Source organism: Arsenicitalea aurantiaca, from assembly GCF_003994485.1.
In the GTDB taxonomy this organism is placed as follows: domain Bacteria; phylum Pseudomonadota; class Alphaproteobacteria; order Rhizobiales; family Devosiaceae; genus Arsenicitalea; species Arsenicitalea aurantiaca.
Map to the genome: position 1 here is coordinate 16,964 of NZ_RZNJ01000005.1, position 18,442 is coordinate 35,405.

The 18,442-nt window shown below is 64.5% G+C and carries 21 protein-coding genes; 10 read left to right on the forward strand and 11 right to left on the reverse strand.

Annotated elements, in window-relative coordinates:
* Complete coding sequence (locus EMQ25_RS14040) at positions 1-480, forward strand: DUF421 domain-containing protein (protein ID WP_127189235.1); 480 nt, start codon at positions 1-3, stop codon at positions 478-480.
* Here the strand turns inward: EMQ25_RS14040 and EMQ25_RS14045 are convergent.
* The gene (locus EMQ25_RS14045) at positions 461-1,390 is read right to left on the reverse strand and encodes a PfkB family carbohydrate kinase (protein ID WP_127189236.1); all 930 of its coding nucleotides are present in this window, start codon (positions 1,388-1,390) and stop codon (positions 461-463) included. The genes EMQ25_RS14040 and EMQ25_RS14045 overlap by 20 nt on opposite strands.
* A gap of 56 nt (positions 1,391-1,446) precedes the next feature.
* Positions 1,447-2,424 carry a TRAP transporter substrate-binding protein gene (locus EMQ25_RS14050; protein WP_158626088.1) on the reverse strand — a complete coding sequence of 326 codons (978 nt, stop codon included), beginning with the start codon at positions 2,422-2,424 and terminating at the stop codon, positions 1,447-1,449.
* A gap of 230 nt (positions 2,425-2,654) precedes the next feature.
* On the opposite strand from EMQ25_RS14050, the gene EMQ25_RS14055 reads away from it, so the two are divergent.
* Genes EMQ25_RS14055 through EMQ25_RS14075 form a run of 5 tightly spaced genes read left to right on the forward strand, consistent with a single transcriptional unit; the run spans position 2,655 to position 6,909 of the window.
* Positions 2,655-3,170, forward strand: a complete 516-nt coding sequence (locus EMQ25_RS14055) for a TRAP transporter small permease (RefSeq protein WP_158626089.1) — start codon at positions 2,655-2,657, stop codon at positions 3,168-3,170.
* A complete protein-coding gene (locus tag EMQ25_RS14060; protein WP_127189239.1) occupies positions 3,167-4,447 on the forward strand; it encodes a TRAP transporter large permease in 1,281 nt (426 codons plus the stop codon). The genes EMQ25_RS14055 and EMQ25_RS14060 overlap by 4 nt, the downstream gene beginning before the upstream one ends.
* Positions 4,448-4,461: 14 nt before the next feature.
* Entirely contained in the window at positions 4,462-5,382 is a 921-nt protein-coding gene (locus tag EMQ25_RS14065) for a class II fructose-bisphosphate aldolase (RefSeq protein WP_127189240.1), read from the forward strand.
* A gap of 54 nt (positions 5,383-5,436) precedes the next feature.
* Complete coding sequence (locus EMQ25_RS14070) at positions 5,437-6,249, forward strand: DeoR/GlpR family DNA-binding transcription regulator (protein WP_127189241.1); 813 nt, start codon at positions 5,437-5,439, stop codon at positions 6,247-6,249.
* 3 nt (positions 6,250-6,252) lie between these two features.
* Complete coding sequence (locus tag EMQ25_RS14075; RefSeq protein ID WP_127189242.1) at positions 6,253-6,909, forward strand: aspartate/glutamate racemase family protein; 657 nt, start codon at positions 6,253-6,255, stop codon at positions 6,907-6,909.
* Positions 6,910-6,935: 26 nt separating this feature from the next.
* Here EMQ25_RS14075 and EMQ25_RS14080 read toward each other — a convergent pair whose 3' ends face one another.
* From EMQ25_RS14080 to EMQ25_RS14115, 8 genes are all read right to left on the reverse strand, one after another.
* On the reverse strand, positions 6,936-7,223 hold the full coding sequence (locus EMQ25_RS14080; protein ID WP_127189243.1) for a hypothetical protein: 288 nt from the start codon (positions 7,221-7,223) through the stop codon (positions 6,936-6,938).
* Positions 7,224-7,459: 236 nt separating this feature from the next.
* Positions 7,460-8,251, reverse strand: coding sequence for an aspartate dehydrogenase domain-containing protein (locus EMQ25_RS14085; RefSeq protein WP_127189244.1), 792 nt, complete (start codon positions 8,249-8,251; stop codon positions 7,460-7,462).
* Complete coding sequence (locus EMQ25_RS14090) at positions 8,241-8,954, reverse strand: amino acid ABC transporter permease (protein WP_127189245.1); 714 nt, start codon at positions 8,952-8,954, stop codon at positions 8,241-8,243. The genes EMQ25_RS14085 and EMQ25_RS14090 overlap by 11 nt, the downstream gene beginning before the upstream one ends.
* Positions 8,955-9,031: 77 nt before the next feature.
* Complete coding sequence (locus tag EMQ25_RS14095; protein WP_127189246.1) at positions 9,032-9,865, reverse strand: ABC transporter substrate-binding protein; 834 nt, start codon at positions 9,863-9,865, stop codon at positions 9,032-9,034.
* 216 nt (positions 9,866-10,081) lie between these two features.
* Positions 10,082-10,747, reverse strand: a complete 666-nt coding sequence (locus EMQ25_RS14100; protein WP_127189247.1) for a DUF4286 family protein — start codon at positions 10,745-10,747, stop codon at positions 10,082-10,084.
* Between the two features lie 10 nt (positions 10,748-10,757).
* Positions 10,758-11,489 carry an SDR family NAD(P)-dependent oxidoreductase gene (locus EMQ25_RS14105; protein WP_127189248.1) on the reverse strand — a complete coding sequence of 244 codons (732 nt, stop codon included), beginning with the start codon at positions 11,487-11,489 and terminating at the stop codon, positions 10,758-10,760.
* Between the two features lie 52 nt (positions 11,490-11,541).
* A complete protein-coding gene (locus EMQ25_RS14110) occupies positions 11,542-12,528 on the reverse strand; it encodes an ABC transporter substrate-binding protein (protein ID WP_127189249.1) in 987 nt (328 codons plus the stop codon).
* Between the two features lie 55 nt (positions 12,529-12,583).
* Positions 12,584-13,384: an ABC transporter permease gene (locus tag EMQ25_RS14115; RefSeq protein WP_127189250.1), complete on the reverse strand. Its 801-nt coding sequence runs from the start codon at positions 13,382-13,384 to the stop codon at positions 12,584-12,586.
* A gap of 105 nt (positions 13,385-13,489) precedes the next feature.
* Here EMQ25_RS14115 and EMQ25_RS14120 point away from each other — a divergent pair, with 105 nt between their 5' ends.
* Both EMQ25_RS14120 and EMQ25_RS14125 read left to right on the forward strand, forming a co-directional pair.
* Positions 13,490-14,287 carry an ABC transporter ATP-binding protein gene (locus tag EMQ25_RS14120; RefSeq protein WP_127189251.1) on the forward strand — a complete coding sequence of 266 codons (798 nt, stop codon included), beginning with the start codon at positions 13,490-13,492 and terminating at the stop codon, positions 14,285-14,287.
* Between the two features lie 17 nt (positions 14,288-14,304).
* Entirely contained in the window at positions 14,305-15,099 is a 795-nt protein-coding gene (locus EMQ25_RS14125) for an IclR family transcriptional regulator (protein WP_127189252.1), read from the forward strand.
* Between the two features lie 36 nt (positions 15,100-15,135).
* Here EMQ25_RS14125 and EMQ25_RS14130 read toward each other — a convergent pair whose 3' ends face one another.
* Positions 15,136-15,786 (reverse strand): GntR family transcriptional regulator, encoded by a 651-nt coding sequence (locus EMQ25_RS14130; protein WP_127189253.1) that lies wholly within the window; start codon positions 15,784-15,786, stop codon positions 15,136-15,138.
* 182 nt (positions 15,787-15,968) lie between these two features.
* Between EMQ25_RS14130 and EMQ25_RS14135 the strand changes: the two genes are divergently transcribed.
* On the forward strand, positions 15,969-17,096 hold the full coding sequence (locus tag EMQ25_RS14135) for an enolase C-terminal domain-like protein (protein ID WP_127189254.1): 1,128 nt from the start codon (positions 15,969-15,971) through the stop codon (positions 17,094-17,096).
* A gap of 67 nt (positions 17,097-17,163) precedes the next feature.
* Entirely contained in the window at positions 17,164-18,417 is a 1,254-nt protein-coding gene (locus EMQ25_RS14140) for an ABC transporter substrate-binding protein (protein ID WP_127189255.1), read from the forward strand.
* Positions 18,418-18,442 lie beyond the last annotated feature (25 nt).

An 18,442-nucleotide genomic window follows, 5' to 3' on the forward strand; every position in this document is an offset into this window, starting at 1 on the left:
ATGAACTGGACAGACATGCTGTTTCAAGGCTGGGAGGGCATTTTCAGAACCCTCCTGGTCGGGGTTCTCGCCTATGTGTCGCTCATCGCGTTCCTGCGCATCTCGGGCAAGCGCACTCTCGCCAAGCTGAACGCCTTCGATCTGGTCGTAACGGTGGCGCTGGGCTCCACACTCTCGGCCATTCTCGTGCAGGAAAGCATTGCGCTGGCCGAGGGGACGACGGCGCGGGTTCTGCTCATTTCCCTGCAATACGCGGTTACGGCCTTCTCGGTGCGCTCGGCGCGTTTCGCCAAGGCCGTCCGTTCGGAGCCGGCACTGCTGGCGCGCCATGGCGCGTTCATCCCCGGCGCCATGCGTCGGCAGCGGGTGACCGAGGACGAGGCGCTGAGCGCAGTCCGGGCGGGCGGCGGGGAGAGTATCGATGCGGTGGAAAGCCTTGTGCTCGAAAGCGATGGCTCGATCAGCGTGCAGCTTCGATAGGCTCTCGGTCCGCTAGAAACGCTTCGCATACGGCCCGCGAGGGCATTCCGTCCCAGCCGCGGGGGTCGGCGCACTTCAGAGCCGCGACCGCCGAGGCGAAGCGCGCTGCCGAAAGGTGCGATCCCCCTTCGGCAATGGCCAGCGCGTATGCGCCATGGAAAACGTCTCCGACGCCATTGGTGTTAATGGCGGCGACCGAAAAGGCGGGCATTTCTGCCATTGTGCCCTTGTGGAGCCAGAGCGAGCCGCTTTCCCCGCAAGTGACCCCGAGGACAGCATCTTCGGGGGCGATCTCTGCGGCAGCCCGGAGGCCCCGGGCAGCGGAGTGCTCCTTGGTGAGTTCCCTCAAACCCTGCTGGGAAAAAATCGTGTGCGCAGCGCGGGCAACTAGCTGCGGCAGGGCCTCGACGCTGCCGGCATCAGCGTCAAGGATCGTGGGTATCCCGACGCTTCGGGCACGCTCGAACGCCCAGAGGCTGCCTTCGGGCCACCGGACGTCTCCAAGGATCGCGTCGGCTCTTCCCAGACGATCGGGGTCGAGATGCTGGGTGTCGGCAGGCATGTGGCCGCGGAAGTTCGTGAGTGCGCGGTCTCCGGCAGCGTCGATGTGTACCGTGGAGGTTGCCGTGCGGCCCCTGGTGCAGATGCGCAGTCCCGACACATCGATCCCGGCTCGCTCGAGCTCGGCAAGCGTCGTCCGACCTGTAGGGTCATCTCCGATGCGCGCCCAGAGTGTGGCTCTGGCTCCAAGCGCTGCAATTGCAGCGGCGGCCGTCGCGGCCATGCCGCCGCCCCGTTCGCGATAGTCGGAAGCGACGCTTTTGCCCGCGCCGTGCGGCAGTGCGTCGACGTAGAAGATGCGGTCGAGAACGACGCCGCCCACGCAGATGATCGAAAGTGTTCTGGTCATCCTTGCCGGATCCTGCCGTTCGGTGGAGCGGGACCGCCAGCGGCGGCCCCTTCAGCCTATTGGATGGCCGCGATTTCCTCGGCGGTCGTCACCGACCAATCCTCGGCAAAGAGCCGATCGATCGCGGGCCGCACCTTTTCCATGAAGCCCGCATAGTCGGGCTCAGTAATCTGCATGCCGGCCTCGACAAGCACGCCGCGCAGCCGTTCCTCGCTCGCCAAAGCCAGTTCGTCGCCATAGGCAAGAGCCTCGCTCGCTGCCGTGTCGATAATTTCGCGATGGGCGTCCGACAGTCCAGCGTAAAAATCTTCGTTCATCATCCAGAGCGAAGTCGCATAGAGGTGGCCGGTCAGTGCCAGGTGCGACTGCGCCTCATGCAGGTTGAACGTGTAGATCTGATCGAAGGGGCCATCGGAAGCCGAGACGGTGCCGAGCCGCAGCGAGGTGAAAAGCTCCGGCAACGCGATCGGAACGACGACGGCCCCGGTCTCGGTGAAGGCCTCGATGAAGGGCTTGGACTGGCCCATGCGGATGCGCATGCCTTCCATATCCTCGACCGAATTGATCGGATCGTTGGACGTGAGATGCCGATAGCCGCGTCCCATCATGCCCAGGGCGCGCACGCCGTGCTCGGCCTCGAAGATCTCGCGCACCTCATCACCCAGCTCGCTCTGCCAGGTGGCATAGACGTGGTCGCGATCGCGGAAGACGAAGGGCGCATCGAAGAAGGAATAGGCCGGGGCCAGGGACACGATCGGATAGGTGCCGAAGACGGCCATCTCGATCTCGCCGATCTTGAGGGCCTCTAGATTGTCGCGCTCGCCGCCCATCTGGCCACCCGGGAAGTAACGCACCGCGATCTCCCCGCCGGAGCGCTCGCTGACGAGTTCGCCGAAACGTTCGGCGGCCTGCATCATGTCGGTGTCCGCATTGAAGGCGCTGGCCAGCTGTATCGTCACCGATTGCGCCAGAGCAGGGCCGGCCAGCGTGCCGCCGACGCAGGCGGCGACGACGAGTTTCGTCCAGAATTTCATCTTCTCTCTCCCTTTTCGGCCCACATCCCGGACAGGGACGCGTCGCCAGATACACCCAGCCAACATAAATCCGCATGATCTGTCAACTCTCCACTTATTTGCGTGGAGATATGTGGTCTTATGTGAAATTCTGCATTTACTCAGGGTGCGCCGGGCGCTAGAAGCGAAAGGCATGAGGGAGAGGAGGCTCAGATGCACAGATGGGGTCACGACGTGACAGGACGAGCGCGATGAAGGCGATCGATGCCATTGCCCGTTTCTATGTCCGGGTGGTCGATGGGTTGGCGCGGCTCATAAGCCCGGTGCTCGGTGCACTCTTTATCCTGCTCGCAGGTCTCGTCGTCCTGCAGATCCTTGGCCGAATGGCACGGGTTTCCCTGCCCTGGACCGAGGAATTGGGGCGGATGGTCTTCATCTACATCATCTATCTGGGCGCCTCCTCGGCCTATTACGACAAGCTGATGATCACCATCGACACGGTGCCCGAGATATTTCCGCGGCTCGGTCGCATTCTGCAGCCGCTGGTGGCGGTCACTTCCTTCCTCATCGTCTCCTTCCTGTTCGTCGCCAGCTTTTCCATCATGCGCTCGAGCTGGAACACATCGCTTGCGACACTTGGCTGGGTCTCCAATGGCTGGTTCTACGTCGCCTTCGCGCTCGGGTTCGGGCTCATGATCGTCTATTCGGTCGCCCACCTCGCCAAATGGCACCTTAAGCTCGATCGCGAGCCGGGAGCGCCGGCATGACCTACGCTTATGTCGGAGTGCTCTTTCTTCTCTTCGCCCTCGCGGTCCCGGTAGCGTTCGCGCTCGCGGGCACCTCGATCATCCTCACGATCATGGAGCGGGGGTTCGACTTCAACGCCGGGTTCCTCGTGCAGCGGGCCGTGTCGGGGCTCGACAATTTCCTGCTGCTCTCGGTGCCGTTCTTTCTCTACACCGGCCGGGTGATGAACGCGGGCGGGATCACCGAGCGCATCTTCCGCTTCGCGCGCGCGCTGGTGGGCTCGATGCGGGGCGGCCTCGCCCAGGTCAACATCATGGCGAGCATCATTTTCGCCGGCATGAGCGGCACTGCAGTTTCGGACGCCGCAGGGCTCGGCACCATCGTCATCAAGGCGATGCGCGAGGCCGGCTACAAGGATGACTTCTCGGTCGCGGTCACTGCGGCGTCTTCCACCATTGGCCCGCTCATCCCGCCGTCCGTACCCCTCGTCATATACGCGCTGATGACCGGCGTCTCAGTCGGGGGCATCCTGCTCGCAGGCCTGATCCCCGGGCTGATCATGGGCGTCGCCCTCATGATCTACGTTGCCATCTATGCGCGGGTCAAAGGCCTCCCCGCCGGCGAAGCCTTCAGCGGCCGCGAACTGGTGACCAGCTTCAGGTCGGGCCTGCCCGCGCTGCTTACGCCCGTCATCATCGTCGGCGGCATCGTCACCGGCATCGCGACCCCCACCGAAGCCTCGGCCGTCGCGGCGGTCTATGCGACGATCCTTGCGCTCTTTGTCTACCGGGCGACCAGCTTGCGGGAGATCTTCTCGATCGCCAAGGCGACCGTCATCGATACCGGCACGATCATGCTCATCGTCTCGATGGCGATGATCTATGGCTATCTCGTCACGCGCGCCGGCATCACCTCGGCCATGGCTTCGGGCATCGCCTCGATCTCCACCGATCCGATTGTCGTCATGCTGTTGCTCGTCGGCTTCCTCATGATCGTGGGCTGTTTCCTCGAGGGCACTGCGGCAATCATCATCCTCTCCCCCGTGCTGCTGCCGGTCATGATCGCGACTGGGATCGACCCCATGCATTTCGGCGTGGTGATGGTGCTGACGCTGATGCTGGGCCTGCTGACGCCGCCCTTCGGCATGGTGCTCTTCGTGCTGGCGCGCATATCCGGAGTGCCGTTGCACGTGATCGTCCGGGCGGTGCTGCCTTTCCTGCTGCCCCTGCTGCTGGTCGTGCTGCTGCTCATCCTCTTTCCACCCATCGTCACCTTCCTCCCCAGTATCGCTTTCTAGCCAGAGAGACCCAGATGTCCGAAACGAACACGATTTCCGCGCAGGCCCGCCCGCTGGCCGACGTCCTTGCAGTCGCGACGCGCCACCGGTTCGCGGTCGGATCGTTCTCTCCGCGCTACACGGCGATGATCGATCCGATCCTGCGGGCGGCCGAACAGCTGCGGTCCCCGCTGATCGTGCAGATCTCCCAGCGCGAGATGCAGCGCTACGGCATAGCGCCGGACGAATTCGGGGCCGCCTTCCGCGCGGCTCTCGACCGGGTCGGCACGACTGTGCCAGTGGTGCTCCATCTCGACCATTCCTTCGAGCTCGAGGTTCTTCAGGCAGCGATCGCGGCGGGCTTCACCTCCGTGATGATGGATGGATCGGCCAAGCCGTTCGAAGAGAATGTCGAGATTTCGGCCCAGGCGGCCGAACTTGCCCACAGCCATGGCGTCTCGGTCGAATGCGAGCTCGGCAAGATCGGTACCACCGATTTCGTCGAGACCGACAAGGACGAGGAACACTATACCGTGCCCGAGGAGGCCGCCGAATTCGTCCGACGCACGGGCGTCGATGCGCTTGCCGTTTCGGTCGGCACGGCGCACGGGCTCTACATCGTCAAGGCGCCCAAGATCGATTTCGACAGGCTTCGCGCCATACGGGCGTTGAGCGATGTGCATCTGGTCTTGCATGGCGGTTCGGGCGTGCCTGCCGAGATGATCCAGGAAGCGGTGCAGCTCGAGGGCGGCGGCATCTCGAAGGTCAACATCGCCACCGACCTCGAGGAAGCGCTGCTCGCCTCCCTCGGCCGCACGGTGCGCATGACCAACGCCGAGTGTTCGGCTCTCCCGCCCGAAGAGCTTCGCCGGGCTGAAGCTGCAGTTGAGGAAACCGTCGCGGCAAAGATCACCTCTTTTCTCTGCAGCGCAGACAAGGCGTCGCTCTTCAACTAGACCTCCGTCCAGCATTGCATTGATACTGCTGCCCGATCCTTGGATGGATGCCCGATGAGCAAGACCCGACCCGAGCCCGATCCCCGCAGCTTCCTGCCTGCCGAACGGCTGACCGCCATCGCCGATCGGCTGGCGGCGCGGGGCGTCGTGCGGGTCGACGACATCGCAACCGAACTGGCCGTGTCGACCGAAACGGTGCGGCGGGACCTGAAGGCGCTCGCACAGCGGGGGCAGGCAGAAATCGTTCGCGGTGGCGCAAGGCTGCTGGGCGGAAAGCCGGATGCAGCGCGGGCGCCGCTCCCTCCGGTCGATCAGCGCAGCTTCGTGCACCGCACCGAAAAGGAGGCGATCGGGCGAGAGGCCGCGGGACTGGTCGCCGATGGGCAGGTGGTGTTGCTCGATGGCGGATCGACCACGGCGGCAGTGGCACGAAGCCTCGCGGTCAGGCGCGAATTGACGGTGATCACGAACAACCTCGTCATCGCCCAGGAGATGGCCGGGCATAACCATTGGCGGATTCATGTCGTCGGCGGGGAGCTTTCACCCTCCTCGATGAGCCTTGTGGGCCTGCACGCCATAAGGGAGCTGCGCGATGCCGCCGTCGACATCGCCTTTCTGGGGGCCGCCGGCGTGACGCCACGCCAGGAGTTCACGAGCGCCGATCCGGTCGAATCCGAACTCAAGCGCGCCATGATGGCTATCGCGCGCAAGGTCGTGATCGTTGCGGACGCCACCAAGCTGCATACAAGCGGATTTTCGACCTTCGCCAGCGCGCAGGACGTAGATCTGTTCATCACCACCCGGCCCGAAGAGGGGCGCCCGGATGCCGAAGCCCTTTCGGGCATCGAAATCATCTATGCGGAGTAGATCATGAACACGCATCGCCTCGCCGTGCTGCACACTGTCGGAGGGCTGGTCGAGCGCTTCAAGCCGATGATCGCAGGGCGCTACCCCGAGCTCGACACCTTCCACATGCTCGATGAAAGTCTGCTGCAGGACCTCATGCGGCATGGTCCTTCGGAGGGGATTACCGAAAGGGTGAAGCTTCATGTCGAGGCGGCGGAGCGTGCCGGAGCGACGCTTCTTCTTTTTACATGCTCTTCGACCTCGCCGGCGGTCGACGCCATCCGGCCGAAGACGACGCTCCCCATCGTCAAGATCGACGATGCAATGGCTGCACGGGCGGTCACAAGCGGCAGCCGCATCGGCATCATGTGCACCACCAACAGCACGGTCAGCGCCAGCCGAGCCCTGATCGAACAACATGCCCAATGGGCAGGCCGGTCGGTGGCTGTCGAGACCGATCTGGCAGGCGATGCCTTCAAGGCGCTCAGCGCAGGCGACCGGGGGACCCATGACGCCATTGTTTCGGAGCGCGCTCAGGCACTGGCCGCGCGCTCCGATGTTCTGGTCCTTGCTCAGGCCTCGATGGCTCATTTGAGGGACGCACTCGCCGAGCAGTGCGAGGTTCCGGTTCTCGCGAGCCCAGAACTCTGCGTCGATGATCTCGGCAATCATCTCCGCTAGGGCGCTGGATCATTTTGGCGGATCTTCTAAGTCCGGCCCAGACCGATCATGAAAAGGGCTGCCAGCATGACAAGCGCCGCCATGCCGAAGTAGAGCAGGGTCGGATCGATATGGGCCGACCGTCGCACCTGCGGCGCTGCGATCTCCGCTCCGGCCGCCATGCGCCGTTCTTCGCGGCTCGGCGATTTCCCAGCTGCTTCGTCATCGGTGCCGAGTGGCGCAGCGGCGGGATCGGGATAAGCGACCTTGTCGGATGAACCGCCTTTGTCGATGTGGTCGCGAAGCTGGTCGCTGGTGGGGACGGTATCGGGCATCCGGCACTCCTTGTGTCGCCACAGGAACGGCCAGCGGTCCCCGCTGTTCCCGCAGGGGACCTCCTGCCAACTTGGAGCGGGGCGGATTATCCGATCGCTGCGCGAGACGGCCCTCGCCGTGCGCAAGGGCGGTCGGCTCTCGAGTCCCGGCGCAAAGTGCGGCTAGCGGTCCAATGAGATCGCCACCGCCCATCTTCAGGTTTCCTGCCGGCCTGCGGGAAGCAATAAGCCTTTGGTCAGAACACCATCCGCGCCTGCCGACGACGCAAGATCGACAGCAGTGAGGCCGCCGTGTGGTCGGGGCGGTCGGGCTCTGTGCCGTAAGGGCCGATGGCAAGGCGGATCGGGGCGCCGCCGCTCTCGATCTCGATCTCGTAGCGCCGATTGGCGATGGCGGGATCGCCGATGAGCTCGATTTCGGTGCGGTCGAGGCCAAGGCCGGCCAGCGCGACACCGATCGCGGCATTGAGGTTGCGCGGAAAGCGGCGGGCCGCCTCCCGGGCGGAGGCTGAGAGGAAGGTGCCGACATAGGCACGCGCGTCGGACAGACCTTCGAGCCGGGCCCAGAGTGCCGGCGGATAAGTCTGGCGAAAGACGACTCGATCGAGCCCGGCGCACCGAGCGACGTCGAGAAGCGGCAGGGCGCAGGCGGCGCCGGACGGGATGAAGAGGCGTCCGGGTCCCTTTTCGAGGGCCGCAACAAGAGCCGGACCGCCGGTTCCGGCGAAGGCCGACAGCGAGATCGGCACGAGGTCGCGACCTTCGGCAAGAATCCTTGGGCCATGGCCGGCAAGAACGTCTGGCGAAGCGCACTCGATGACGATCTCGGCGTCGCCGAGGGCCCTGTCGAGATCCTGATAACAGCTGACGTCGGGAAAGAGTGCTTTCGCCCGGTCCGGCGTTCTCGTGACGATGGCAGAAAGGGCGGGGCCGTCGGACGATGCGGTCAGGGCGCGGGCAACCGCCTCCCCGATGCGCCCGAGGCCGATGAGGACGCAGGCGGGCCGCGCCGCACCGCTAGCGGGCATCGCGGGCCAGCACCTTTTCCTTGATGGCCTGGGCGGCGTAGGGCTTGCCGAAATAGCGCTCGATGCGTTTCTGCACGAGGTCCCAGGCGCTCGTCATCGTGAGATAGAGGATGGCGATGACGATGAAGACTTCGAGGACCTCGAAGCGCTGCTGCATGAGGATCTGCCCGCGCCGCAGCAGTTCCTCCATCGAGATGACCGATGCGATCGACGTCGTCTTGAGGAGCCCGTTCACCGAATTGCCGAGCGCCGGCAGGCACACGCGCAAGGCCTGCGGCATGACGATGAGCAGGAAGGTCTTGGTGCGATTGAGCCCGAGCGCATGGGAGGCGTCGCGCTGGCCCTGACCGATCGAGAGAATGCCACCGCGCAGGATTTCGGAGAGATACGCGGCCTCGTTGAGCGCAAGACCGAGAAGGGCGGACTCGACCACCGACAGGCGAACGAAGCCGAGCTGGGGAAGCCCGGTGTAGATGATGATGAGCTGCACCAGCAGCGGCGTGCCGCGAAAAAGCCAGACATAGCCCGCCGCGAAGCCCGAAAGAATGCGGATGCCCGAGAGACGGCAGAGCACGAGCCCCATCGCGAGCGCAAAGCCGATGACGAGCGTTGCTGCAGTCAGCCCCAGCGTGACGACCACGCCGCCGAGGAGGTAGCCATTGGTGAAGTAGCTGAAAAAGCCTTCCCAGTTCCAGATGCTCATCGTGTACCGGATTTCTCAAAAGGGCGGCTCCCGGCCCGGGCCGGGAGCGCTGAAGATGGATCGGAGCGGCGCGCGGCCTATTGCGGGCCGGGGCCCACGATGGCGAAGCTCTCTTCCTCGATCTTGAGCACGCCGTAGCGGTCGAAGAGTTCGTCGTAGAAGCCTTCGGCCTTGAGCTCGTCGAGCGCCACGACCACCGCATCGGCCAAGGCCTTATCGGCGAAGGCAAAGGTCGCTGTCTGCGGGAAGAGGCCGGAAACGGCGCGCGTGAAGTCGCCCCGCTCCTGCCAGTACATGGCGGTCGCATCGATCGCGGTTGCCGCTTCGACCTGGCCGGCGCGCAGGGCCTGGAAAGCTTCGGCAAAATTGTTGAAGGTGCGCACGGTGATGCCGTCGAGCCCCTCGGCGATCAGCATGTCGTTGACCTCGCGGGTGCGGTTCTCCTCGATGCCGCCGAGCTCGACGCCGACGGAATACCCCGCAAGCTGCTGCCACTCGGTGATGCCGAGCGGGTTGTCGCGCGCCGTCAGAAAGCTGATCGCGGCGCGCTCATAGGGCACCATATACATCAGCTGCGAGCGTTCCTCGGTCCAGAAGATGCCGGTGTTGATCATGTCCCATCGGCCGGCAGCGAGGCCGGGCACCATGGCCGCGAACTCAATGCGCACATATTCGGGCTCGAGCCCGAGCTTTTCGGCGATCGCATTGCCGAGTTCTACCCGCATGCCCTGCAGCTGGCCCTGATCGTCGACATATTGCAGCGGCGGCAGGGTCGGGTTGATCGACATGGTCAACTTGCCCGGATTGATCGTCGTGGGCTGGGCAAGGCTGGGCTGGGCGCCCATCAGCAGCGCCGCGCCAATAAGAGCTGCGCCGGCGAGAAGCCTGCGGCGATTGGAAAAAAGCGTCATCCCGGTTCACTCCTGCATAGGAAACTGGTGACCGGAGCCGCCTCGGCATCCGGCATACGCTTTGTATACCATCGGTACGCAGAAGAGTGAAGCCTGTTTCTGGTGCAGCGCTCTCACGTGCAGATATTTTATGCACTTGCTCCTTCTCGTCCACCAACAAAATAAGCGGCCGCGCATGTCCAATGCGCGACCGCGACAGGTCTGGAGAAAATGGGCTTATTCAGAAAGCGAGAACTGTAGCCGGTATAGGCCGCTGTCGACCGGACCGATCGCATCGGCATGATCGGCCATGGCGGTGGCGAACGTTTCCCCGGCCGCATCCACGGGATCTGTGGAACCGCCCTCGATCAGGACGATCCAGTTGGGCACCCCCACCGCGCGGCCCTTGCGTTCTGCGGTCTCGATCCCGCTTGCGCCCTGATCGGCGATGCAGAGGTGAACCCCGCTAATGCCCGGCATGGCTTCGATTTCGCGCAGCGCGGCGCGGATCGCGTTGCGCAGCGTGCCCTGCTGGTCCGGCCCGGCGTCGAAACGCAGGGTGAGGAGAAGTCCGCCATCCCCGCATCCGGACGAATGTACCGTCTCGCAGACGCCTCTCGAGGTATCGGTAAAGTCCTTCGTCGATCTGCGGGTCCACTCGGTGGGTGCGTTCAGCCGGTCGAGATAGGGCTGGCCCTGAAGGACGGCCGTGTCCGTCGCCTCGTAGAGCGTGAAATAGGCCGGGCTGCCATGGATCGCCTCATAGCGCCGGCCGCGGAGGAAGCCGGGGATCGCGACGCGTTCGGGGATATGCTCGCGATTGTGCCACTCGATGAAATTGTCCACCCCGCCCGGCGCGATGCCGTTCCAGATGGCGACGATGGCAGTACCCAGAAGCGTCATGACCCGACCTTCAATAGCTGGCGCGCCCGCCCGAAAGATCGAAGACGGCGCCGGTTGAAAAACTGCAATCCTCCGAGGCGAGCCAGAGCGTCATCGCAGCCACCTCGTCGGGTTCGAGAAAGCGCCCCATGGGAATGCGCGAAAGAATGTCGTCGAGCCGGGCCTTGGGGGCGCCGCTGCTCATGGGTGTGAGGGACGCGGCCGGAGTGATCGCATTGCAGAGCACGCCAGTGCCGGCAAGTTCCTTGCCCATGCTTTTGGTCAACGCGAGGAGGCCGGCCTTGGCGGCGCTATAGCCTGCGGCAAGCGCCATGCCTTCCTTGGCCTGGATCGAGGCGATGTTGACGATCCGGCCGGCATTGCCGCGGGCCGCCGTATCGATCATGAGCGGCATCAGGGCCCGGCAGACGAGGACGGCGCCGACGAGATTGACCTCGAGGAGCCTGCGAAACTCGGCTACCGGCGTCTCCCAGGCGGTGGCGAGGGTGCCGACGATGCCGGCATTGTTGACCAGAATGTCGAGCCGGCCGTGGGCCGAAATCAGCGCGGCGGCGGCCGCATCCACGCTCTCTTCTGAGGTGACGTCGACCGGAGGCGCCTCGGGCGTGCCGGCGAGATCCCATCCGATCACAGTTGCGCCCGCTTCCCGAAGCCGCGCCGTGATGGCGCCGCCAAAGCCCCCGGCGGCGCCCGTGACGAGGGCGACCCGCCCGGTAAAGTCGTAGCTTGCGCGCTGGCTCATGTCGGGATCCGTTGGGAGAGGGGGCGGGCGAGGTGCCCGCCCCGTCGCTTCATCACTGTGCGATGAACTGGTTGGTGTAGAAGCTGTCGGCCGGCAGATCGGTCTGCACGTCCTGATAGGCGGTGACGAGTTCGAGCGTGCGCTCCCAATCCGCCGCCGACATCTGCCCGAGTGGCAGGTCCGGCTCGACCGGCGAGGGCATCAGCGTGATGGAGACCTCGAGCTGCTCGGCCAGCAATGCGCGCTCGGCCTCGGGCTTGGCCGCCATGGCCGCGTCGATCGCGGCTTCAGGATCGGCGATGGTCGCCTCCATGGCGCGGCGCGTTGCCCGCACGAAGCGCTCGACGAGATCCGGATTGTCCGAAATCATGTTGTCATTGGCGACGATGGTCAGTCCCTCGGTGTTGACGCCCAGCTCCGCAAAGGAAAAGACCGTCTGGTCGAGACCGCGCTGGTTGAGGATCACCACCTGGCCCTCCAGACCCGCGAGCAGCCCCTGGGTGCGTCCCTCGAGCACGGCGACGAGCTTGCCGGGCCCATCCACATTGAGGATCGAGACCTGGCTTTCGTCGATGTCATTGGCCTGCCAGATCGCCGGCAAGAGCGCCATCGAGGCTTCGCCCGCGGTGGCGGCAATGGTCTTGCCCTCGATGTCCTTGATCGTCTCGACGCCCGCATCGGCGCGGAAGGAGATGCCGAAGGGCGAGGTGTTGAGCACGCCCAGCACGGCCTTGAGCGGTGCGCCGCGGCTCACCCCGGCAATCACCGAACCGCCATCGGCCAGCCCGAACGTATCGCCACCCGTCGCCACCACCTGCACGGTGCGCGCCGAACCCTGCCCCTCGCCGATGGTCAGGTTGATGCCTTCCTCTTCATAAAAGCCCTGCTCGACGCCGAGATAGAAGATCGAGTGCACCCCGCTCATCAGCCAGTTGAGGCGCAGGGACACATCGTCCTGCGCGCTGGCCGGGGCGAGCGCTGCGCCCGACATGAGGAGCGCCGCAAAAGCGCCCGCCAGTCCCTTGCCGATCATAGTCATAACCAGAACCTCCCTTGTGATGCCGGCATTGTCGGGCCCGGCATGCCCGGTTGCGTCATGCCGGCGATTTGCCGACGACCAGATCGTCGCGCCTTTGCGAGACGTGCCACGGAATGGCCCAGCGCTCGACGAGCTCCACCACTCCGTAGAGCAGGAGCCCCAGAACGCTGAGCACGAGGATGACCGCGAAAGTCATCGAGGTGTTCATGTTGCCGTTATAGTTGAGCAGCAGATAGCCGAGCCCGCTGTCGGACGCGACGAACTCGGCGACGACGGCCGCCGTCGCGGATAGCGCGGCAGCAACCTTGAACCCGGCAAACAGCGAGGGCAGGGCGCTCGGTAGCTCCACGCGCCAGAAGATCTTGAACCGCGAAGCACGATAGCTCCGCGCCAGATCGTAGACGTCCGACTCGATCGATTTGAACGCGACGATCGAGTTGACGACGATGGGGAAGAACGAGAGCAGGAAGACGAGCAGGACCTTCGAGGTCAGGCCGTACCCGACCCAGATGATGAAAAGCGGCGCCACGGCGATTTTGGGGATGATCTGGAGGACGACGAGCAGCGGATAGAAGATCGCCTCGAAGGCCCGCGAATAGACGACGAGCAGCGCCAGCAGCACCCCGAGCGCCGCGGCCAGAAGAAAGCCGAGCACCATGGGCTGCAGCGTCGCGTAGGACGCGGGGATCAGCACGTGGATGTTGCGCCAGAGGTCGGCAAGCACCTTGGAGGGCGCGGGAAGGATGTATTCGGGTGTGCCGATGGTCCTGACGGCAATCTCCCAGACGAGCAACGCCCCCAGAAGGCTGATGACCGTGTTGAGGCGCTTCATCAGCGCCTCCGCGACCTTGCCCATCCCGATCTCCAACTCGCTTGACGACAATCTGGAACGATGTTCTATCTGGAACAGTGTTCCGTCAAGTGCCAATCGACAGGTTTGTTCAGGGAGGCGTCAGCCGCCATGTCAGTTGAAAGCGGGAAGTCTCCCGGGGTCGCCATCAGCGGGGTGACCAAGACGTTCGGGACGGCCGAAGCGCCGATCGTGGCGCTCGAGCGCGTCGATCTCGACATCAAGGACGGCGAGTTCGTCGCCGTGGTGGGCCCGTCCGGCTGCGGAAAATCGACGCTTCTGCGGCTCATCTCGCGCCTGACGCCGCCATCGAGCGGCACGATCTCGGTGTTCGGCGACGTTTCGAACAAGCCGCCCGAAGGCATGAGCATCGTCTTCCAGAACCATGTGCTGCTTGCCTGGCGGTCGATCCTCGAGAACGTGCTCTTTCCGGCCGACATGACCGGAGCCAACCGTCGGGCGCTCAAGGGGAAGGCGCTCGAGTTGCTCGAGAATGTCGGGCTCAAGGATTTTGCGGACAATTATCCGCACGAACTTTCGGGCGGCATGCGCCAGCGCGCCTCGATCGCGCGGGCATTGCTGCTCGAGCCGAGGCTTTTGCTGATGGACGAGCCTTTCGGCGCCCTCGATGCGTTGACGCGCGAGCAGATGCGGGTCGACCTCGAAGCGCTCTGGCTGCGCAACCGCATGACCATCCTTTTCATCACCCATTCCATCGACGAGGCCGTCCTCCTGGCCGACCGGGTGATCGTGATGACGCCGCGTCCGGGACGGATCGAGCGCGTGCTCGAGATCGACATGCCCCGGCCGCGCGGGCTCGCCGCACGGCGCGATCCGGAATTTCTCGCGAAATCGGAGGAAATCACGGAGATCTTCCTTTCGCGCGGCGTGTTGCACCGCCAACAGTGAGGGACAAAGGAGCCGGCATGACGAGGGCAGTGATCGAACCTAGCGAGGCGCGCCCACAAAGCGCAATCGAACGCACGCTGGCGGCGATCGAGGTTCTTGCGCTCGCCGACGAGCCGATCAAGCTCAGCGACCTCGCCGCACGGCTCGGCATGCCCAAGAGCGCCGCGCATCGGATCCTCACCGGTCTCGTGGAGGCGGGCTGGGCCGAGCAGAGCGTCCAGAGCGACTGCTATGGCCTCACGCTCCACATGGCGCTGATCGGCCAGCGTCAACTCGCGCGTCTCGATATCGCCGATCTGCGCCAGCCGATCCTCGATGATCTGGCGCGCCGGACGCGGGAACTGGTGCGGTTGACGGCGGTGCAGGGGGAGACGCTCAACTGGGTCGGATCGGCCCGTGGGCGTCGTTCGGGTCTCGTCTACGAGCCGGACATGAGCGAAAGAATCATCCCCTTCGCGACCGCCAACGGCAAGGTGTGGCTTGCGAGCCTGCCGCTCGAGGAGGCGGTGCGGATCGCGCTCGCCGCCGGGCTCGGCACGGGCGGGGCCGGTGGTCCGCGACAGCTGACGAGCCTCGAAGCCTTTACCGCCGAACTCGAGACGACCCGCGAGCGCGGCTATGGCCTTGCCCGCGAAGAGGCAGAGGCGGGGGTCGGCGCGGTCGCCGTGGCGATCAGCCTCAAGGGTCGCGTCGTGGGCACGATGAGCGTCGCAGCGCCGATCGCACGGCTTGGGGCGGATCGGATCGAGGACCTCGTGCCTCAGCTCAAAGCTGCAGCAGTGGACATGGCTCTGGCCTGGACCGCCCGCTAGCGTCTCCGCATTGAGGGGCTTTCACCCCCGAATGCATCACGCGGCAAAAGTGCGGTGGGTGGAGGCGCGGAAATGCGCTTCGAGATTTCCCACCGCTGCTTCGATGTCACCCGCTTCGAGGCTCGCAATGATGCGCATGTGCTCGGCGACCGTTTCGAGAAGCTGGTTCTTGAAGGGGCCGCGCGCGTGAGTCAGGCGTGCCATGCCGATATTGGCCTGAAGCCTCTGGTGGGTGCGCGAAATCCAGCTGTTGTTGAGAACGGCGACGATGTCGGCGTGAAATGCACGGTCGGTCGCAACGAACCGATCGATGGCGAGATCGAGATTGCCCAATTGGGCGAGCTCCACCTGGCTCTGCTCGTGCCGTTCGCGCATGTCGGCCAGCCATCCCAGATTATCGGTCTGAGCAAAGAGCCGGAGCGCATGGGTCTCGATCATGATCCGGAACTGAAAGTTCTCCCGGATGAACGCAACCTCGGGATAGACGATCTGAATTCCGGTGCGTGGGCGCACCTCGACGAGGCCGTATTCCTCGAGCAGGACGAGCGTCTCGCGCAGCGGAGTCAGTGAGAGCCCGAGGATCTTGCAGAGCGCGTTCTGGGTCAGCACCATGCCGGGGCGCAGCCGTCCCTTGTCCATCGCTTCGCGAAACCGGCGATATCCCTCATTGTCGCTGCGCAGTTCCATTCGACCTCCCCTCTGATATATCAGCCTTGCTACGTGTTGAACCGCCGAGGGTCCAGAAAATCTTGGCTCTAGGCCGCGTGATTGTGCCGTCGTAGTCGAACGTCCGGCATCAGCCACGATATATCACTTGCAAAGGGCCTTTTGATATCGAAAAATCCAAATAGGAAATATCAAAGGGGCCGATGATGAAGATCACGGGCTTCACCGCTTGGCTGCTCGAAGCCGACGCAGGGCCGAACTTCCTGTGGCGCGCCGGCCTTCCTGGCTCGCATGGCGATATCCCGCCCGGTCAGAGGCAGCGCAAGGCGGTGGTGCGGATGGAGACCGATTCCGGGCTCGTGGGCGGCATCGAACTCGTGCGCGGGGACATGACGCTCGACCTCGTGCGGCGCCGTTTCCATCACTTCATCGGCGAAAACCCGCTGCTCACCGAGCGCATGTGGCACCTGATCTGGGAGGTCGACCGGGTCGAGGAGATCAACATGCGCCATATGGGCGTGCTCGACATGCTCTGCTGGGATATCAAATCCCAGCGCGCCGGCATGCCGATCTACCAGATGCTGGGCGGCAATGAGCGGGTGGTGCCCGCCTATGCCTCGACCGTCACCTGGGACACGCTCGAGGAATACGAGCGCCACATCAAGCTCTGCCGCGACATCGGTTTTACCGCCTTCAAGCTCCACGCCTGGGGCGACGTGAAGCGCGACATCGATCTGTCGCGCGCACTGCGGCGCTGGGTCGGGCCCGATGCCGATCTGATGTTCGATGGTTCGGCGGGCTGGGACTATGTCGATAGTCTTGAGGTTGGCCTCGCTCTCCAGGACGAGGGCTTCCTCTGGTACGAGGAGCCGATGCGCGAATTCTACATCGGCGCCTACACCAAGCTCTGCGACAAGCTCACCATTCCGGTACTGGCCGCCGAAACCTCGGATGGCATCCACTTCAACATGGCCAGCTGGATCGAGGCCCGGGCGCTCGACATGACGCGCGTCTCGACCTTCTATAAGGGCGGGTTCACCGGCTCGATGAAGGTCGCCCATCTGTCGGACAGCTTCGGCATGCGCGCGCAGGTCCATGGCATGGGCGTCGAGAACGCCCAGCTCTGCGCCGCGATTTCCAACAATGACTACTACGAGCAGATCGTGATGAACGAGGAGCAGATCCGTGGGCTCAAGGATCTGGGCAAGGTCGCCATCATCGATGGCAATTTGACCGTCAGCGACGAGCCCGGGCTTGGCTACACCTTCGACTGGGCGGCTCTGGATGCAGAGGCGATCGGCAAGGTCGAGGTGACCGAGCGACATTTCTGAACCAGCACCATTCGCGCGGCAAGAGAGCGGAACCGCCCGGCCGTGCCCTTCCAGGGAGAGAGAAACTATGATCAGTCCAATCGACAGACGCACAGTGCTCAAATGGGGTGGCGGCATGCTGGGGGCATCTGCGCTCATGCCCCGGCTCGCCTTCGGGCAGCAGACCTCCATCAATTACTGGCACACCTTCACCAGCCAGAGCGAGTTCGCCGGCCTCGAGGCGGTGATGGCGCAGTTCGCCTCGGCGCATCCGGATATCAATGTCATCCAGGAGAACATCCCCAATCCCGAATTCATGGCCAAGATCACCGCGGCCGTGGTCGGGGGCGGCAGGCCCGACGTCACCATGGTGGCCTCGGAGCGCTTCGCCGATCTGCGGGCCATGGGCGCACTTGTCGATCTGACCGATCGTATCGCCTCATGGGAGCGGCGCGGCGATTTCGAGGATGCGCGCTTTGCCTCGATCACGAGCGAGGACGGGGCCGTCTACGGCGTTCCCGCCTTCGCCTTTGTGGACTGGATGTATTACCGCAAGGACTGGTTCGACGAGGCTGGGCTCTCCGCCCCGACGACGCTCGACGAGATGCTCGTTGCCGCCCAGACCCTGACGGATCCGGCCAAGGGACGCTACGGCTTCGGCATGCGCGGGGGCGCCGGCGGACAGGCTTTCGTCGTCAACCTCATGGAGGCCTTCGGCTCGCCTGTGCTGAGCAATGGCGAGATCGGGCTCGATCGCGACCGCGCCATCGAGGCGGTGCGCTGGTATGCCGGGCTTCTGACCGAGCATGGCGTGGTGCCGCCGAGTGCGCCCAATGACGGCTTCCGCCAGATCATGGAGGCGTTCCAGACCGGCCAGACGGCGATGGTGTGGCACCATACCGGCTCCTTCCGCGACATCTCGGGTTTCCTCGAACCCGGCGTCGAATTCGCCACTGCGCCGATCCCGGCAGGCCCAGCGGCACGCGTGGCGCGCCTTGGCTACGCGTACAACGCAATGAGCAGCGATGCCAATGCCGACGCCGCCTGGGAGTGGATCAAGTTCTGGGGCGAGCCCGACGCTGCTGTCGCCCTCCTCGAGGCGACGGGGTATTTCCCGGCCTCCACGGTTGCCGCTCAGGACGAGCGGATCTCGGGCAATCCGCTTTATGCCCCGGCGGCCGAAACACTTGGTTTCGGCCTGCCGCAGCCGAGCTTCCCCGGCTTTGCCGGCTGGAGCGAGAGCGTTGTGCTTCCGGCGTTCCAGCGGGTGCTGATCGGGGATGCGACGCCAGAACAGGCGGTCGACGAGATGATCGACGGGCTGGCTGCCGCCGTCGGCTGAGCCGTGCGGGCGGCCGGACGACCCC

What these genes read in the sequence shown, in the direction of transcription:
- EMQ25_RS14040 (WP_127189235.1), top strand. Translation starts at nt 1, where the DNA reads ATGAACTGGACAGACATGCTGTTTCAAGGCTGGGAGGGCATTTTCAGA.
- EMQ25_RS14045 (WP_127189236.1), bottom strand. Translation starts at nt 1,390, where the DNA reads ATGACCAGAACACTTTCGATCATCTGCGTGGGCGGCGTCGTTCTCGAC.
- EMQ25_RS14050 (WP_158626088.1), bottom strand. Translation starts at nt 2,424, where the DNA reads ATGAAATTCTGGACGAAACTCGTCGTCGCCGCCTGCGTCGGCGGCACG.
- EMQ25_RS14055 (WP_158626089.1), top strand. Translation starts at nt 2,655, where the DNA reads ATGAAGGCGATCGATGCCATTGCCCGTTTCTATGTCCGGGTGGTCGAT.
- EMQ25_RS14060 (WP_127189239.1), top strand. Translation starts at nt 3,167, where the DNA reads ATGACCTACGCTTATGTCGGAGTGCTCTTTCTTCTCTTCGCCCTCGCG.
- EMQ25_RS14065 (WP_127189240.1), top strand. Translation starts at nt 4,462, where the DNA reads ATGTCCGAAACGAACACGATTTCCGCGCAGGCCCGCCCGCTGGCCGAC.
- EMQ25_RS14070 (WP_127189241.1), top strand. Translation starts at nt 5,437, where the DNA reads ATGAGCAAGACCCGACCCGAGCCCGATCCCCGCAGCTTCCTGCCTGCC.
- EMQ25_RS14075 (WP_127189242.1), top strand. Translation starts at nt 6,253, where the DNA reads ATGAACACGCATCGCCTCGCCGTGCTGCACACTGTCGGAGGGCTGGTC.
- EMQ25_RS14080 (WP_127189243.1), bottom strand. Translation starts at nt 7,223, where the DNA reads ATGCCCGATACCGTCCCCACCAGCGACCAGCTTCGCGACCACATCGAC.
- EMQ25_RS14085 (WP_127189244.1), bottom strand. Translation starts at nt 8,251, where the DNA reads ATGCCCGCTAGCGGTGCGGCGCGGCCCGCCTGCGTCCTCATCGGCCTC.
- EMQ25_RS14090 (WP_127189245.1), bottom strand. Translation starts at nt 8,954, where the DNA reads ATGAGCATCTGGAACTGGGAAGGCTTTTTCAGCTACTTCACCAATGGC.
- EMQ25_RS14095 (WP_127189246.1), bottom strand. Translation starts at nt 9,865, where the DNA reads ATGACGCTTTTTTCCAATCGCCGCAGGCTTCTCGCCGGCGCAGCTCTT.
- EMQ25_RS14100 (WP_127189247.1), bottom strand. Translation starts at nt 10,747, where the DNA reads ATGACGCTTCTGGGTACTGCCATCGTCGCCATCTGGAACGGCATCGCG.
- EMQ25_RS14105 (WP_127189248.1), bottom strand. Translation starts at nt 11,489, where the DNA reads ATGAGCCAGCGCGCAAGCTACGACTTTACCGGGCGGGTCGCCCTCGTC.
- EMQ25_RS14110 (WP_127189249.1), bottom strand. Translation starts at nt 12,528, where the DNA reads ATGACTATGATCGGCAAGGGACTGGCGGGCGCTTTTGCGGCGCTCCTC.
- EMQ25_RS14115 (WP_127189250.1), bottom strand. Translation starts at nt 13,384, where the DNA reads ATGGGCAAGGTCGCGGAGGCGCTGATGAAGCGCCTCAACACGGTCATC.
- EMQ25_RS14120 (WP_127189251.1), top strand. Translation starts at nt 13,490, where the DNA reads ATGTCAGTTGAAAGCGGGAAGTCTCCCGGGGTCGCCATCAGCGGGGTG.
- EMQ25_RS14125 (WP_127189252.1), top strand. Translation starts at nt 14,305, where the DNA reads ATGACGAGGGCAGTGATCGAACCTAGCGAGGCGCGCCCACAAAGCGCA.
- EMQ25_RS14130 (WP_127189253.1), bottom strand. Translation starts at nt 15,786, where the DNA reads ATGGAACTGCGCAGCGACAATGAGGGATATCGCCGGTTTCGCGAAGCG.
- EMQ25_RS14135 (WP_127189254.1), top strand. Translation starts at nt 15,969, where the DNA reads ATGATGAAGATCACGGGCTTCACCGCTTGGCTGCTCGAAGCCGACGCA.
- EMQ25_RS14140 (WP_127189255.1), top strand. Translation starts at nt 17,164, where the DNA reads ATGATCAGTCCAATCGACAGACGCACAGTGCTCAAATGGGGTGGCGGC.